The sequence below is a fragment of the Natronococcus jeotgali DSM 18795 genome (assembly GCF_000337695.1).
In the GTDB taxonomy this organism is placed as follows: domain Archaea; phylum Halobacteriota; class Halobacteria; order Halobacteriales; family Natrialbaceae; genus Natronococcus; species Natronococcus jeotgali.
The window spans coordinates 1-827 of the sequence record NZ_AOIA01000050.1 but is presented as its reverse complement, the minus strand read 5'-3'; the positions used below and the strand labels follow the sequence as shown (position 1 = coordinate 827).

Below are 827 nucleotides of genomic sequence, written 5' to 3'. Positions count from 1 at the left end.
CTCCAAGAACCGGCCTCTGACGCCGTAAAACCGTGTATGACCAACCCCATCCCGACGCTGTCTTGCGTTCAACAAGGCACTATCCCTTCGAGATAGAGCTGCTCTTGGCTGATCGTGGCTTCTACAACGAACGTATCCTGCGCCGTTCGCGGGAGATTGCTGCGACTGTCGTTCCCGTCCAAAAGAAGGGCAAGCGCATGAGGAAGAAGCTGGATACGCACTGCTCGTACATGACGACCTATCGGATGTACAAAGGCCGCGAGCGGGAACTGGAATTCCCGCTCGCGGTCGCTGTCTCCTATCGCGCCGGAGATCGCGGGAAAAGCGGCGAAGTCGTTCGAGGCTATGTGGCGTGTGATCTGGCCGATCACACGCCGAAACAAGTCGAACGGCTCTATCGGAAACGGTCAGCGATCGAAACGAGCTACCGTGTATTTCGCCAAGCACGAGTGGTAACGACGACACAAGACCCAATCATCCGCTTCGCGTTTGTCCTGGTTGGATTCCTGTTGGAGAACCTCTGGCTTGTGCTTCGATGGGCGGTCGTCGCCCGCCCCCGGCGGGGCGGGCGCGACCTGCCCGAGGAATTCACGTTCAAGACGTTCTCTGACTGGATCAGACATGCATTAGAGGAAGAGTTAGAGCGGAGTTGGGAGATTGAGATGAACGGAACAGGTGTACCAGAAGCATACGCGCCGGCCGCGGGCTGATGCCAGCCCGCGGCCTTGGGCAAGCTCTTGGTGAGCAACAGCATTCGCCTAGAACAGCGTATCTCAGCCTTCTTACTTCACTTCTCCTCATCCGTGGATTCTATTTCCTGTTCACTC

Annotated in this window: 1 pseudogene; it reads left to right on the top strand. The window is 57.2% G+C overall.

Features of this window, described 5'->3' with window-relative positions:
• Window positions 1-38: 38 nt before the first annotated feature.
• A pseudogene (locus tag C492_RS07260) lies at window positions 39-710 on the top strand (transposase); the annotation flags it as partial.
• Window positions 711-827: the final 117 nt, after the last annotated feature.